Origin of the sequence: Marinomonas pollencensis (assembly GCF_003387375.1) — a bacterium.
GTDB classification, from domain to species: Bacteria; Pseudomonadota; Gammaproteobacteria; order Pseudomonadales; family Marinomonadaceae; genus Marinomonas; species Marinomonas pollencensis.
Window position 1 is genome coordinate 1 of sequence record NZ_QUNG01000022.1, and the last position, 14830, is coordinate 14830.

The 14830-nt window shown below is 45.9% G+C and carries 13 protein-coding genes; 8 read left to right on the plus strand and 5 right to left on the minus strand.

What is annotated here, in order from left to right:
- Positions 1 to 144 precede the first annotated feature (144 nt).
- Positions 145 to 873: an FCD domain-containing protein gene (locus tag DFP81_RS17660; RefSeq protein WP_115899211.1), complete on the minus strand. Its 729-nt coding sequence runs from the start codon at positions 871 to 873 to the stop codon at positions 145 to 147.
- Positions 874 to 1084: 211 nt separating this feature from the next.
- On the opposite strand from DFP81_RS17660, the gene manD reads away from it, so the two are divergent.
- From manD to uxuA, 7 genes are all read left to right on the plus strand, one after another.
- Complete coding sequence (manD, locus tag DFP81_RS17665; protein ID WP_115899212.1) at positions 1085 to 2296, plus strand: D-mannonate dehydratase ManD; 1212 nt, start codon at positions 1085 to 1087, stop codon at positions 2294 to 2296.
- A gap of 5 nt (positions 2297 to 2301) precedes the next feature.
- Positions 2302 to 3324, plus strand: coding sequence for a Zn-dependent oxidoreductase (locus DFP81_RS17670; RefSeq protein ID WP_115899222.1), 1023 nt, complete (start codon positions 2302 to 2304; stop codon positions 3322 to 3324).
- A gap of 41 nt (positions 3325 to 3365) precedes the next feature.
- Positions 3366 to 4322: a TRAP transporter substrate-binding protein gene (locus tag DFP81_RS17675; protein ID WP_115899213.1), complete on the plus strand. Its 957-nt coding sequence runs from the start codon at positions 3366 to 3368 to the stop codon at positions 4320 to 4322.
- A gap of 65 nt (positions 4323 to 4387) precedes the next feature.
- Entirely contained in the window at positions 4388 to 4933 is a 546-nt protein-coding gene (locus DFP81_RS17680; RefSeq protein ID WP_115899214.1) for a TRAP transporter small permease, read from the plus strand.
- Positions 4933 to 6207 (plus strand): TRAP transporter large permease, encoded by a 1275-nt coding sequence (locus DFP81_RS17685; RefSeq protein WP_115899215.1) that lies wholly within the window; start codon positions 4933 to 4935, stop codon positions 6205 to 6207. Before DFP81_RS17680 ends, DFP81_RS17685 begins: the two co-directional genes overlap by 1 nt.
- A gap of 25 nt (positions 6208 to 6232) precedes the next feature.
- The gene (locus DFP81_RS17690; protein WP_245959211.1) at positions 6233 to 7702 is read left to right on the plus strand and encodes a mannitol dehydrogenase family protein; all 1470 of its coding nucleotides are present in this window, start codon (positions 6233 to 6235) and stop codon (positions 7700 to 7702) included.
- An 11-nt stretch (positions 7703 to 7713) separates the two neighbouring features.
- The gene (uxuA, locus tag DFP81_RS17695) at positions 7714 to 8898 is read left to right on the plus strand and encodes a mannonate dehydratase (protein ID WP_115899216.1); all 1185 of its coding nucleotides are present in this window, start codon (positions 7714 to 7716) and stop codon (positions 8896 to 8898) included.
- A 134-nt stretch (positions 8899 to 9032) separates the two neighbouring features.
- Here the strand turns inward: uxuA and aldA are convergent, their stop codons facing one another.
- From aldA to DFP81_RS17715, 4 genes are read right to left on the minus strand one after another with little or no spacing between them, the layout of a single operon-like run.
- Positions 9033 to 10475, minus strand: coding sequence for an aldehyde dehydrogenase (gene aldA, locus DFP81_RS17700; protein ID WP_115899217.1), 1443 nt, complete (start codon positions 10473 to 10475; stop codon positions 9033 to 9035).
- Positions 10476 to 10490: 15 nt separating this feature from the next.
- On the minus strand, positions 10491 to 11501 hold the full coding sequence (locus tag DFP81_RS17705; RefSeq protein ID WP_115899218.1) for an Ldh family oxidoreductase: 1011 nt from the start codon (positions 11499 to 11501) through the stop codon (positions 10491 to 10493).
- A 32-nt stretch (positions 11502 to 11533) separates the two neighbouring features.
- Positions 11534 to 12553 carry a zinc-binding alcohol dehydrogenase family protein gene (locus tag DFP81_RS17710; protein ID WP_115899219.1) on the minus strand — a complete coding sequence of 340 codons (1020 nt, stop codon included), beginning with the start codon at positions 12551 to 12553 and terminating at the stop codon, positions 11534 to 11536.
- Complete coding sequence (locus DFP81_RS17715) at positions 12550 to 14046, minus strand: mannitol dehydrogenase family protein (protein ID WP_115899220.1); 1497 nt, start codon at positions 14044 to 14046, stop codon at positions 12550 to 12552. Before DFP81_RS17715 ends, DFP81_RS17710 begins: the two co-directional genes overlap by 4 nt.
- Before the next feature lie 230 nt (positions 14047 to 14276).
- Between DFP81_RS17715 and DFP81_RS17720 the strand changes: the two genes are divergently transcribed.
- Entirely contained in the window at positions 14277 to 14759 is a 483-nt protein-coding gene (locus tag DFP81_RS17720) for a TRAP transporter small permease (RefSeq protein ID WP_115899221.1), read from the plus strand.
- The last annotated feature ends 71 nt before the right edge of the window (positions 14760 to 14830 follow it).

Here is a 14830-nt window from a genome sequence, read left to right on the forward strand (position 1 = left end):
ACGCCCTTGCGATTCGGATTCTCTTCCCCTCAGTCGGGGTAAGACAGGTTTCTTTCAACCTGACGGGTTTGCCAGCTTCGCTGGGCAAACAAAAAGCGGAAAGGCCAAATGGCCTTTCCGCTCAGCTAGACACCTACAAATCATCTAGCCCTGATTAGGTTGCGCAAAGATATAGCCATCAAAGTCAGGCGCATCAGTGTCCGATAAAGAGAATAAAGTCTGTTTTACATTTTCTAAATGCTGCCACATGGCTTGTCTTGCGCCACTTTCACTGCGTTTTTTCAATTGCATTAAAATGTCTTTGTGATCATCGATCCATTGACCATGATAAGAGGAATCCTTGATACGAGCATGCAGTTGATTCCACATTGGGTTGCTGTCGCGCATTTCCCACAGTCGAGTCGCCGTATCCACTAGCAAGGTATTTTGTGTCGCTTTCGCTATTAATAAGTGAAACTCTCTGTCCGCTGAGTTGGCCTTTTCAACCGAGTTGAGCTCCGCCCCCTCTAGCTCCAGCGTCTCTTGCAACTGTTGAATGTCAGCTTTGGTAATCGAGATGGCTGCCTGAGCCGCAATCGCGCTTTCCAGCACCTGCCGAGCTTGCAGCATTTCAAACGGCCCTACATCTGATATTTCCGGCAAGGAAACCTGTGACGCGAGGGTATTTTTTAAATAGCTACCCGACCCCTTTCTTACCTCTATCAAGTCTTCAATTTCCAACATAATAAAGGCCTCTCTTACCAAGGTGCGGCTTACACCAAACAGCTCCGCATAGACACGTTCTGTGGGTAGTTTATCCCCCACTTTTAGCGCCGATTTCTCGATCTCAAGCCTGATTTTTTGCCCTATTTCTCTATAAAGTCGTTCAGCCATACTATTGTCTTAAAAATCATCAAATAACTGGTATGCCATTTTTACCGAAAGCCAGAGAAAAGTCGACTATTCGATGGATGAATTTCCTAAATATTTCAAATTTGGCATACCAATTTAGAAAACACCCTTGTTTTTGTCTTTTTTTCGCGCTACTTTTAGCCCACAGATTAGATTTGGCATACCAAAAAAAACAACTACTAGGTGTCGTTCCATGAAAATCAAATCCGCCAAAGTTATCGTCACTTGCCCTGGCCGTAACCTTGTCACTCTGAAAATAGAAACAGACCAAGGCCTCTATGGCATTGGTGATGCGACACTAAATGGTCGTGAACTGGCCGTTGTATCCTATTTACAAGATCATGTTATCCCCACACTCATTGGCAAAGACCCTCATCGAATAGAAGATATTTGGCAATATTTATACCGTGGCGCTTATTGGCGTCGCGGCCCTATTAGCATGACGGCTATTGCGGCCGTCGATGTGGCTTTATGGGACATCAAAGCAAAAGTCGCTGGATTACCCCTCTACCAATTACTCGGTGGAAAAAGTCGAGAAAAAGTGATGGTTTACGGCCACGCCACTGGCCTAGACATCGAAAGCTGTTTAGCAGAAGTGGAACGCCATGTGGCACTTGGCTATAAAGCAGTACGCGTGCAATGCGGTATTCCAGGCATAGCAACGACGTATGGCGTTGCAAAAGAAGCGGGGGAACCCTACGAGCCAGCCGATTCCAGTCTACCCTCTGAGCATGTTTGGTCGACTGAAAAATACTTAAACCATGTACCTTCTCTATTTAAAGCGGTACGTGAAAAGTTTGGTGAAGAGCTGCATATTCTCCACGATGTACACCATAGATTAACCCCTATTCAAGCGGCCAGATTAGGCAAAGAAGTTGAGCCTTATCACTTATTTTGGCTTGAAGACTGCACACCTGCTGAAAATCAATCGGCGTTTGAGTTAATCCGTCAACACACCACAACTCCGTTAGCCGTTGGTGAAGTGTTTAACAGCCTACATGACTGCCAAGGACTGATTCAGAACCAATTAATCGACTACATTCGCGCCCCAATTACCCATGCAGGCGGCATTACCAATGTCCGCCGAATAGCCGATTTCGCGGCCATATTTCAGGTCAAAACTGGGTTTCATGGGGCAACTGATTTGTCGCCTGTATGCATGGGGGCAGCCCTTCACTTTGATGCCTGGGTGCCTAATTTTGGCATTCAAGAACACATGCCCCATAGCCCAGAAACAGAGTCGGTTTTTTCTCATGCTTACCAATTTAAAGAGGGCTTTTTCACCCCTGGAGAAGCCCCAGGGCATGGCGTGGATATCAACGAAGAATTAGCCGCAAATTACCCCTACAAACCCGCTTATCTTCCAGTGAATCGACTGGAAGACGGCACCCTATGGAACTGGTGAATAAGATGAAAGCATTTCAAGTAGCGAACATAAACGACTATGCCTTAATTGACACTCAAACTCCGCAAGCAGAGCCTGGAGAAGTATTAATTAAAACCTCGTTTGCTGGTATTTGTGGATCAGACTTGCACATCATTCATGGGCAAAATCCATTTGTTCAGTTTCCTCGCATTACTGGCCATGAATTTTCAGGGGTCGTCACCTCAGTAGGCGATGATGTCGAAAATATACAGCAAGGAGACAGAGTCTGTGTTGACCCTGTAATCAGCTGTGGCCACTGCTACCCTTGTCGAGTTGGGCGCGTGAATGTGTGTGCCAACTTGCAAGTTTTTGGCGTTCATAGAAATGGCGGCTTTGGCGAATTCACCAGCGTCCCTGCCAGCAATGTTGTTGTGTTGCCAGACAATGTCACCCTAGAACAAGCCGCTTTGGTAGAGCCTTATTCCATTGCAACGAATGTGCTCAGCAGAATGGCGCCGTTACCAGGGGACAGTTTATTAGTTTATGGTGCAGGCGTGATTGGCTTAACCATAGTTCAAGTGGCAAAAGCCATGGGCATTGAACGAATTGTTGTGACCGACATTGTTGAGCAGCGCCTAGAAAATGCCTTAGCACTTGGCGCAACCGACACCATCAACAGCCGTCAAGATAATGTAGAAGAACGTATCCAAGAGATGATGCAAGGAGAAGGCATGCCGTTGATTGCTGATGCCGCCTGCATCCCTGCATTGCTCCCTGAAATATTGCGCATCGCCTGCCCTGCAGGTCGCGTTGGTCTACTGGGCTTTAACTCAGTACCCAGTGATTTAGCGCAAATCGAAGTGATTAAAAAAGAGCTCACCATTGTTGGCTCGCGATTAAACAATCGACGCTTTCCGCAAGTATTAGACATGATAGCGTCTGGTCGTCTTGATCCGTTGGCTTTAATTAGCCACCGCATCTCGTTGAATGAAATATCAGAGGGAATCCAGCTGATGGAAAACCACCCTGAACTCACTCGCAAAGTGCTTGTAGAGATGAGCGAGTAACCTCAAAAAACCTAAATCTAATAATAAAAATGGAGTCATTTATGATCAAACCAATGTTTAAGCTCGCCTTACTGTCTTCTGTGTTAGTTGCTGGATTATCTCAGGCAGCCGAGGTCACATTAAAATTTGGCCACCCGGCAAACGAAGAGAACATTTGGCACAAAGCCGCGATGAAATTCAAAGAAGTCGCTGAAGCTGAGTCCAATGGGCGCATCGAAGTGAAGCTATACCCTAGCGAACAACTCGGCAAAGAAATGGATGTGATCAACAGCATTCAACTTGGCACAGCTGACATGACAATCACCGGCGAATCCTTACAGAACTGGGCGCCAAAAGCCGCGTTAATGGCGGTGCCATATGCATTTACCAGCTCAGAGCAATTAACCAAAGCGGTTAATGGTGAAGTTGGTAAAGAGATCAGCGAGCAAATCACCCAGCGTACTGGCCTAAAACCGATTGCTTGGTTTGAACGTGGCCCGCGTCACCTAACCTCTAACCGTAAGATCATGACCCCAGACGACCTTAATGGTTTGAAGTTACGTGTTCCTAACGTGCCTTTGTTCGTTAAAACATGGCAAGCCCTTGGTGCTAAACCTATTCCAATGGCATTTAGTGAAGTGTTTACTTCATTGCAACAAAACACCATTGATGGCCAAGAAAACCCTCTTAGCTTAATCAACAGCGCCAGCTTCTATGAAGTACAAAAATACGTCAATTTAACTGGCCACGTACGCAGTTGGATCTATGTTGTTATCGGACAAGATAAATTGAATAGCATGCCAGCAGATCTGCAAGCGATCGTCTTAGACGCCGGCAAACAAATGCAAACTTACGAGCATAAAATGTTCGCCAGCGATGAAGCCCAGCTAAGAACAACACTGGAATCTCATGGTATGGAATTTGTCACTCCAGACCTAGAAGCTTTTAAAGCGAAAGCCAAAAAAGCGGTTCAAGACGCCCTAACCGACGAGCAACTTGAGCTATTCAAAAAGATCTAAATTAGGTTAATTCATCAGCCTTTGCCTGACGCTAGGCAAAGGCTGATGCCGCTGGAGTAAAGGCGATGAGTCACTCATCTCAAACAACCTTAATTACTCAATATACGAGTAAGTTAGAAGGTTTTATTAAACTCATACTGCGCATGGCAGATCGCTTATTTGCGCTACTGTCTATATTGGCATTGTTGGGCATTGTTGCCGTTGTCATTTTGCAGGTATTTTCACGTTTCTTATTACCAAGTTCGCCAATCTGGACCGAAGAGCTGTCACGTTATCTTTTTGTCTATCTGATTGTCATGGGGTCTGGACTAGTCATTAGTAAAAATCAGCACGTTCGCTTGGAGCTGTTCCAATCCGGTTTAAACGCAATCTGGACGAAAGTTTATCAACTATTTTGTCACCTATTAGCCGGAAGCTTTTCTCTCTATATTTTGCCTTATGCCTATAAATACGCTCAAGTTGGCCGCTGGCAAACCTCCCCAGCGCTAGAAGTTCCTATGTATTGGGCTTTTTTATCCGTGAGCTTTTTCTTCGCTTTAACCGCTTTTTATAGCTTTATGAGTGCCTTGCTTGTGTTGCTTGAGCGCGATGACCAAGGAGTGTCGCCATAATGGACGTCATTATTCTATTTGCCGTTTTCTTCGCCCTGTTGCTCATCGGCGTACCTATTGTTTTTTGCCTTGGTGTTGCCTCACTGGCTTATTTAACCCTTACTGGCATTCCTTTAACCATTGTTCCGCAACGCCTTTATGCAGGTATGGACTCATTTGTTCTGCTCTGTATCCCCGGCTTTATTCTGGCTGGCAATCTGATGAACGTCGGCAACATAACCGATTATATTATCCGCTTTAGTAATGCGCTATTAGGTCATATTCGTGGTGGGCTAGGACTTGCTAACGTAGGTGGATCGATGATTTTCGGTGGTATTTCAGGTACCGCCGTTGCCGACACCGCCAGCATTGGCGCGGTAATGATTCCTGGCATGGCTAAAAGTGGCTATGACAAACCCTTCGCCGCCGCAGTGACCGCAGCATCGTCCACCATAGGCCCGATTATTCCACCGAGTGTTCCTATGATTATCGTCGGTTCATTAAGTGGCATTTCCGTTGGCAAGATGTTTTTAGCTGGGGTCGTTCCCGGCATCATGCTCGGTTTAGCCATGATGGTGACGGCTTATATTATTGCGGTAAAGCGTCAATACCCTCGAGAAAAACGCGCGACACTGAAAGAAATTTATACGGTCGGCAAAGGAGCCTTTTGGGCTTTGCTAATGACCTTTATTATCCTCTACGGCATCATTGGTGGACTTTTCACACCAACCGAAGCCTCTATCATGGCAAGTCTATATGCCTTTGTAGTCGGGATGTTTGTCTATAAAGGTCTAACTTGGCAGAACCTTCCAAAGCTTTTAGTCAGCACAGTATTAAGCTCCACCAGCCTATTGTTACTAGTGGGCATGGCCAATTTATTTGGCTGGATACTGACCAGCGAGCAAATCCCTCAAATGCTTGCCAACGCCATTTTCGGCATTAGTGAAAACCCACTTGTGGTGATCTTGATCATTAATATTGTGCTCTTGATTGTCGGTGGTTTTATGGAAACCATCGCGGCGCTGATCATTCTTTTCCCGACACTTTTAAAAGTGGCAGAAGGGATTGGCATGGACCCGATTCATTTTGGTGTAATGGCTGTATTAAACCTAATTATCGGCTTAACCACACCACCGGTTGGGGTCTGCTTGTTTGTTGCCGCGGGCATCAGTGATTTACCAATGACGCGTATTGTGCGTGCAATTTGGCCATTCTTAATCTGTAACATCCTAGTGCTTTTGCTGGTCTCTTATGTGCCTGCCATTTCACTCTGGTTACCGTCTTTATTAGATTAATGGGCCTGTGAGCGGAGAACATATCATGGACATTCAACAGATCCCCAGTGCAATCAACCCAGACCAACATCAAGTTGGACTGGTGCATATTGGCTTAGGGGCTTTTCATCGTGGTCATCAAGCGGTGTACCTAGAAAAAACACTCGCCCAACATGGTGGCGATTGGATGATCGCCAGTGCCAACATTCGCTCCAATTACCAATTGGTCGAGCAGTTAGCGGCGACGCATTATAGCTACCCTGTCGTCGAGTATACGGACAGTCAACATATAGTGGTGCGTGAAATCAAAGCCATTAAGCAGGCTTTCTTTGCTGGCAACCAAGTAGAACGACAGCAACTACTGGCCCAAATGAGCGCAGCTACCACCAAGATAGTCACGTTAACCGTGACCGAAAAAGGCTATTACTTGTCACCATCAAGCGGCAATTTGCTACTAGACAATCCTGCCATAGTGCATGATATCGAGCACCCTGACGCTCCGAAAACGGCATTGGGTCTAATCGTCAACGCCTTAAAACAAAGGCGTTCACAAGGCATTCCCGCTTTCACTGTGTTGTCTTGCGACAATATGCCCCATAACGGCGTGAGAACCCAAAATGCTGTGCTTGGTATGGCAAGAGCACAAGACGCTTCGTTAGCCGCATGGATAGAAGCACAAGTCGCGTTTCCAAGCTCTATGGTCGATCGCATTGTCCCTGCGCTCTCCCAAGAAGATTTACAGAGCATCAAAGCAGATACTGGCATAGCCACGTCCACGGTTGTGAAGTGCGAAGCATTCTGCCAATGGGTGATCGAAGATAATTTCCCAACAGGACGGCCACAATGGGAATCTGCTGGCGTGAAAATGGTCGCCGATGTGTCGAGTTACGAAACCATGAAGCTAAGAATGCTCAATGGCAGCCATTCCTTATTGGCCTATCTTGGCCAGCTAGCAGGCTACCAAAGCGTTGCACAAGCCATGCAAAACAGCGACATACGCGGGTTTCTTGAACATTATATGCAGCAAGAAGTCGCCCCGACTTTAACCACCTGCAAAGCCGAAGAGTTACTCTCTTACAGCCAACAATTGCTGACTCGTTTTGCCAATGACAGCTTACAGCACCAGCTTTCTCAGATCGCCATGGATGGCAGCCAAAAGCTGCCGCAACGCTGGCTTACAGGCCTGGAAGAGCAACTAAACAGACAAGCTTCGTCTGCCGCAATCGAATTGGGCATTGCCGGTTGGCTGTTTTACATTCAGCAAGCTGCCCAACAGAAAACATCCATCAATGACCCGTTAGAAGCCGAATTATTCGCGCTCGTACTGGCTCAATATTCAAACTCTTTTGAGTTGATTTCAGCCTGCCTATCGCAACAAGACGTTTTCCCGCCAAGCATGATGACCAACAACGCGCTCATTACGCGTTTGGCCTCTCTGTTTGACGCGCTACAAGCTAAAGAAGACCTCTTAGGAATGATGCGAAACGCTTGTAAATCAACAAATAAAAACCATTAGGAGCGTATTTTATGGAACATACTTGGCGTTGGTTCGGAGCTCAAGATCCGATTAGTTTACAAGACATTCGACAAGCGGGCGCGACCGGCATAGTCACCGCTTTGCACAACTTACCCAATGGCGATGTTTGGCCTATTGAGCGTATTAAAGAAGTCAAAGCCACCATAGAAGCGGCTGGCATGCGTTGGTCTGTGGTAGAAAGCATTCCTGTTCATGAAGATATTAAGCAACGCACGGGCAACTATAAGCAATACATAGAAAACTACGCGCAAAGCATACGCAACCTAGCGGAGTGTGGCATTTCCACTGTCTGCTATAACTTTATGCCAGTGTTGGACTGGACGCGCACCGACCTAGGCTACAGCCTCCCCGATGGCTCCCGTGCATTGCGCTTTGATCAAACCGCTTTTGCGGCGTTTGATCTGTTTATTTTACAAAGAGAAGGCGCTGAAGCCGAGTACAGCGAAGCGGAAATAAGCGCCGCTAAAAAACATTTGGAAGCCCTAGATGAACTAGGCAAAGAGCAATTAATTGGCACCATTTTAGCGGGTTTACCCGGCGCAGAAGAAAGCTACACATTAGAAAACTTTCGCTCTGCATTAGCGGCTTATGACAAGATAGACAAGGACACTCTTAGAGAAAACTTTGCCCACTTTTTAGATCATATCGTGCCCGTCGCTGAGGCCTGCGGCGTCTCTCTTGCGGTACATCCTGATGATCCACCGCGCCCTATTTTAGGCTTACCACGCATTGTTTCTACCAAAGATGACGTTCAGTGGTTGATCAATCGTGTGCCATCAAAAACCAATGGCATCACCTTTTGTACTGGCTCTTATGGTGTTCGTGAAGACAACGATTTATGCGCCATGGCGACCGATTTTGCAGATCGCATTTATTTCACCCACTTGCGTTCGACCCAAAGGGAAGAAACCTGGGGAAGCTTCCATGAAGCGGCTCACTTAGAAGGCAATGCTGACATTTCAGATGTGATTTTGGTGCTATTAAAAGAAGAGCAACGTCGTAAAGAAACCGGCGAAGGTGGCTCAATTCCACTGCGTCCAGACCATGGTCACCAAATCATGGATGACCTACGTCGCGACTCCAAGCCTGGTTATTCTGCCCTTGGCCGTATGAAAGGTTTAGCAGAGATTCGTGGTGTGGAATTTGCTCTGAAAAAATACGTGTTAAAAGACTGATCTCTTAAAATACTGACGTCTTAACAACATGCTCTAATAAGAGATAAGCCTTCAAAAGAAAGCCCCTAGGTAATGATGCTGTGATAAGCACAAACCTAGGGGCTTTTTACTCTACTGTCGGGAGCAATCTCGACTTAATCAAAATTCACGTAAAAGGTTTTCTTTTCTAGATACTGCTCAAAGCCGTACTTACCATCTTCGCCACCTGTGCCACTCAATTTATAGCCATTGTGGAAGCCTTGATGCTGTTCACCGTGCCCGCGATTAATATAGACTTCACCCGCTTCTAACTCATCCACTAAACGCAAAATGGTCTTCATCTCTTTGGTGCACACCATCGCCGCTAAGCCATAATCACTGTCATTCGCATAACCAATCACCTGGTCCAAGCTATTGAACCTAATCACAGGCAAAATAGGCCCAAACGACTCTTCATGGACAATGCTCATGTCTTGGCTTACATGGGTTAGTACCGTGGGCTCAAACCAAAAGCCTTTTTCATAAGGCCCTTCTTTCAAGCGCGCACCGCCTGTGGCTATTTGCGCGCCTTCTTTGACGCTCTGGGCCACCAAACGCTCCATGGCCTCCACTTCTCTTTGGTTTACTTTCGGGCCTAGATCTGTGTCTTCTAGCATAGGATCACCCACTTTAAGCGCCTTAACCTTAGCCAAAAACAGCGCCATAAACTCATCGTACACCGCATCATGAATGTACATGCGCTCATTACAAGTACACACTTGCCCGCAGTTATCAAAACGCGAATGCAATGCTGCGGCTGCCGCTTGCTCAAGATCGGCATCGTCCATCACGATGAAAGGTGCTTTACCACCCAACTCTAGCTGCACATGGGCTAAATTGTCTGCTGAGGCTTTAACAATGGCTTGCCCCGCCGGCGTGCTGCCCGTCATAGACACCATTTTCGTATCTGGATGACGTACTAACGCATCGCCTAATGTACGACCACCGCCCGTAACGATATTTAACACACCTTTTGGCAAGCCGACCTGCTCAGCAATATAACCTAGCTCCAAGGTTGCGAGTGGGGTCTCTGTGGTTGGTTTCACCACTATGGTATTGCCCGCAATCAGCGCAGGGCCTATTTTGCGCGCGGCTAACGCCAACGGAAAATTCCAAGCAGTAATCGCAACAATCACCCCACGTGGCACTTTATGAATCCAAATATGCTCATTAGGGTTATCCGATTTGACAATATCGCCGTCCATTTGGCGCGCCCAATCACATGCATATTCAATAAAACCGCAGGCGGCTTCTACCTCGCCTAACGCGACTTTTAGTAACTTGCCTTGCTCTTGTACCAAGAGCGTCGCTAATGCCTGTTTACGATTACGCAGCTCAGCGGCAAAAGCACGCATTAGTGTGGCTCGCTCACGAGCAGTTTGTTGTCGCCAAGCAATTTGCGCGGCTTTCGCCGCAGCCATCACCTTATTTGCGTCCTCACGGTCACCGTGTTGAATACGCCCAATAACGTCCTCTGTGGCTGGGTTAATCACCTCATCGGTGCGGCCAGATTTTGCGTTAACCCAGGCGCCATTGACGAACATTTTGTATTCTTTCATAAGGCACTCCTAAGCTTAAGGACGGGTTAGGTATTGATGAATAGACTCACTAATGGGCACGCCATAGTTCTCACAATCCGCGAGATAGGCAACCTGAGGCTCGTTTGGTGCCATCACTTTATCAAAGCCTGGTGCGGGTTTAACCTGATGCAATTCCATCACCATTTGCGCCATCATGCCGGCGAAACTATGACCACCAAACTTGGCCGGGTCGATAACAATGATTAAACTCGCCAGCTTGCGCATCTTGTCGTAATCATCGTACATACGCACAATATGATTACTAAAGTTACCACCGACCAACATGCCAGTTAGCGCATCAATCGCAAGCGCCAAGCCAGAGCCTTTATGCTGACCAAAAGGCAACAAAGTAGTGGCAGCATGAGGATCGGTTGTTTCGACTCCATCTTTATCAATGGCCAAGCCTAATGCGATATCGCTCCCCGTTTCTTTCGCGTGTAGCAACTTACCAAATGCCGTTGCACTGGTTGCCATATCGATGATCACAGGGTCACTGTCCTTTACTGGAAAACCAAAGGCAATCGGATTAGTTCCCCAAAAACGCTCAGCACCACCATAAGGAGCGACACAAGTATCCGTTTGCGTCATGGCAATAGAGATCAACCCTTGCTCAGCCGCCATTTCTGCAAAATACGATAAAGCCCCACAATGGGAGGTATTCTTCACACTAACAAAACCCAGTGCATTGTCTTTTGCCAGCGCCATGGCTTCTTTAGTGGCCGCGATCATCGCACTGTGCCCCATGCCATCATCACCATCGAGTATCGCCACAGAAGGCGCTATTTTATCGATAGAAAAGCTCGCATTGGCCTTCATACCGCCTTTTTCAAGACGATGACAATAATGCTCAACACGAATGACACCATGGGAGTGGACCCCTCTTGAGTCCGCATGCACCAACACATCGGCCACTTCTGCCGCGACTTTTTCTGGATAGCCCGCAGTACGCAGTTTATTAAACGCCAATCTGTACAGTTCTTTAATATTTATTCTTATTGTTGTCATAATGCATTTCCCAAAATGAGTTAAAGCTAGAATTAGTTAAAGCGAATAATGCCTTTCACCAGTGTTTTGTTTTTCACCACATTGTTTTCGTAATCGAGACCAATGGTATCGAAGTCAAATTCTTGATTAACCATGATGCTTTCACTGATTTCTTTTGACTCGAACAGGTCAATGACCCGAACAAAATCTTCAAAAGTCGCGTTTCTACTAGCAATAAGAGTGGTTTCTTTTTTATGGAAGGTCGGATCATCCAGTTGCAAATCGCCAATATAAAGACCGATGAAAACGATCTTTCCGCCATGGCGAATCAGATTCACACTGTTGGTCATCGATGCTTTATTGCCTGTCGCATCCATCACGGTACAAGCCAAGCTGCCATTAAAAGCCCGACTCAGCAGGTCTAGGTAATTCTCATCCATTGGATTAAGTGTTTGAATCCCTAATACTTTTTCCGCATGCGCTCTACGCTCTGCGCTGACATCCGCCAACACCACATTAGCCTTATTCGCTAGGGCTACTGCCGCAGTCCCTAAGCCAATAGGCCCAGCGCCGACCACAAGGATATTCTCATTTTCTTTCGATTCAGCACGTCGATTGGCATGAGCACCAATCGCAAAACACTCCACCAAGGAAGCCGCAGCAGGATCAATTGAACTCGGTACAGGAATAACATTGCTCGCTTTTACTGCTAAATAATCTTGGAAGCCGCCATCTTGATGCACACCATACAAAGAAATCGTGTCACAACAATTTGTCTTACCTTCTTTACAAGGGGCACATTCACCACACGCAATGGCAGGAATCACCACAACAAATTGCTGCAACAGCTCTGGCGAACAATCGTCTCCCACGGCTTCGACTAGACCACAAATTTCATGCCCCAAAATACGTGGATAAGAAAAAAAAGGCTGATTGCCGGTATAAGCATGGATGTCTGTACCGCAAATACCAACCGCCTTAATTTTAAGCAAAACCTCATCTTTCTCTATTGTCGGCTTAGGGCTATCTATGTATTGAATTTCAAATGGTTGATTACAGATTAACGATTTCATTTTGGACTCCTAAGTGAAGTGACGAATCCATCTAAAACGGCTCTAATGCCTTGTTGATCGATGGCGTGATAATAATGAGAGACCTGCTGCACCAGTGCTTGATGAGCAACGAACTCATCACTAAAGACGGCTTTAAAGCCTAGTAATGATGCGCATTTTTGCTCATCATCAACCGCAAGAAGCGCCGCTAAAGCCTTCGCTTCAGGATCAATAAGTTGAAAATCCTTCGTGTGTTTGCCTTGAATAAAGTGCATCCACGCGGCCAACAACAGCAGCAATATCTGTGGTGCTTGTGTCGAGTCATCGTCAGACTTAGCCATTAACGTAAGAATAGAATCTATGACTCTGGGAGGAAGTTTTTGTGAACCATCCATCGCTATTTGAGCGGTTTGATGCTTTATATTCTCATTGCTAAAGCGTGCAATTAATAATGCGGCATACTGATCCAAATCTATTTCTAATTGACTGGACAAAGAAGCGGCCTGTTCATAATTCATTAATGCCAGCGTCATTTCTTTTAATATGGGGTCCTGCATGCATTGATAAATATATTGGTGGCCACAAAGAGAACCTACATACGCTAAAAAGGAGTGCGAACCGTTAAGCATTCTAAGCTTCATTTCTTCATAAGGAAGTACGTCATCCACCATCATGGCGCCGGCAAGGTGCCAATTTGGTCTACCACTACAAAACTGGTCTTCAATGACCCACTGTTTAAAGCTTTCGCTGATTAAACCGAACTCATCTCTCTGCCCAGTTAACTGCTCTATTTCGGCAAAACTTGCGTCACTCATAGCGGGAACAATCCGGTCTACCATGGTGCTTGGAAAGCTTACTTGTTGTGCAATCCAAGCGGCCAATTCAGAGTCAACCAGCTCAGCATATTCTAATACCGCAGTTTTGGTCTTACGGCCATTCTCTGGAATGTTATCGCACGACATCACGCTAAAGGCTGGTAATTTCAATGCTTTACGTAATTTCAATGCCGCGCAGATAATACCAATCGCAGATCGGGGCAAACTTGGGTGCTTTAAATCTTCAGCAATCAGCTCGTGATCCCTGTTAATATGGCCATCTGGTGTTAGGCAGTAGCCTTTTTCTGTCACCGTTAAAGAGACAATGGCAACCTGAGGTTCACACAGTTTATCCAGCGCTGCAGGCACCCCTTTATCGTCAATATTCATTGCTCCGGTAAAGCTTCTCACCAACCTTTTAGTGGTTTTCTGTGCCCCTTTTTCCAACAGAATAGCCTGATTATCTTGCGCTAAAAACGACTCCGTCAGTGGCCCTTTACGGAACAAATTAATGCCAAATATCCCCCAGCTTGGATCCGCTGCTTGGTTGGCTAAATCGGTATAAACTGCCTGATGAGCTCGATGAAAAGCGCCAAAGCCTAGATGCACTATCTTGGTTTCCAAAGTGGCTCTTGAATACTCGCTTTTAAGCCACTCTTTATCCCCATCCAACTCACTTAAAAACGATCTAGAAAGCATGTATTTTCCTATTGGTTGACCAATTATTGTTTTTAATATATAACATATCAGTCCAATAAATAAAATTTAATTCACGAATGATTTTTTTGAACTTTTTTTCTAATTATCTAATCTCAAATGAGAATATAGCGGCCGAAAAAAATAATAAAAAACTATGTAATATCAACAAAATGAATGTTTAGATTTATAAAAATAAAATGGATTTCTAGAAATATTCGAAGGCTGTGACCATGACAAAAATAATAAAATGGATGTGGCAATTCATCGACGTGTTCATTACCGTCGTGCTTGCCTTCATGATTGTATTGGTATTTACCAATGTCGTGATGCGCTATGGCTTTTCCTCAAGCATTCGCGCCTCAATAGAGCTCTCTAGACTGTGCTTAGTCTGGGTTGTCTTTCTAGGAGCCGCGGTGGTGTTGCGCAGAGGCGAGCATCTTGCCATTGCCGAATTCTCAGAGCGTTTCTTTCCCAGTGCAGTACCCTTTCTAAACCGCCTAATTTGGGTCGTTATTCTTATCTCCTCCAGTATGCTCTTTGTCGGAGCCATGAACCAAACCATCTCTAACTGGAACAATATTTCTTCGCTAACAGGTCTCTCTATGGCTCTATTTGCACTCGCTGGTGTCGTGTCTGGCTTCCTCATAGCCTTCATCTCTCTAGTTCGTATCTTCAACCCTAACTGGTTGATGGATATGGAGGACGAAGAATGACATTAACGATTTTCTTGGTCGTGTTAATGGGCTCTATTTTATTGGGTCTACCGGTTTCGTTTGCGTTACTG